Origin of the sequence: Vibrio sp. bablab_jr001 (genome assembly GCF_016464285.1) — a bacterium.
In the GTDB taxonomy this organism is placed as follows: Bacteria; Pseudomonadota; Gammaproteobacteria; order Enterobacterales; family Vibrionaceae; genus Vibrio; species Vibrio fluvialis.
In genome coordinates this window covers 1-291 of the sequence record NZ_JACDWZ010000079.1, presented here as the reverse complement: position 1 = coordinate 291, position 291 = coordinate 1, and the positions used below count along the sequence as shown (strand labels likewise).

At 57.7% G+C, this 291-nt stretch carries 1 protein-coding gene; it reads right to left on the bottom strand.

The features are described 5' to 3' along the window. On the bottom strand, positions 1 to 291 hold a 291-nt coding region (locus JIG40_RS12805; RefSeq protein ID WP_199465432.1), incomplete at both ends, for a hypothetical protein.

The window sequence follows — 291 nt, the reverse complement described above, 5'->3', positions numbered from 1 at the left end:
CGCCTCGCCGTCACCATCAGTGGCCGACACGGTACCGATCACATACTCATCGCTGCTGTTCTCATCATACGAGAACACATAACGGGGGCCGTCTTCGTTGTCCGGGTCATTCGGGTCGAATACCGGACCAAACTCATCCAGGTTCAGCTCACTCAGTTCAACGGTGATGTCCGTTGACTTCTGCTCGCCCAGACCCGCCACTTCTGTCGCGGTCACCACAATATCGTGCACATTGGGGGCGGTTTCGTAATCGTTCGAGAACGCGGTGACGCCCGCCGCCGTCAGACTGAT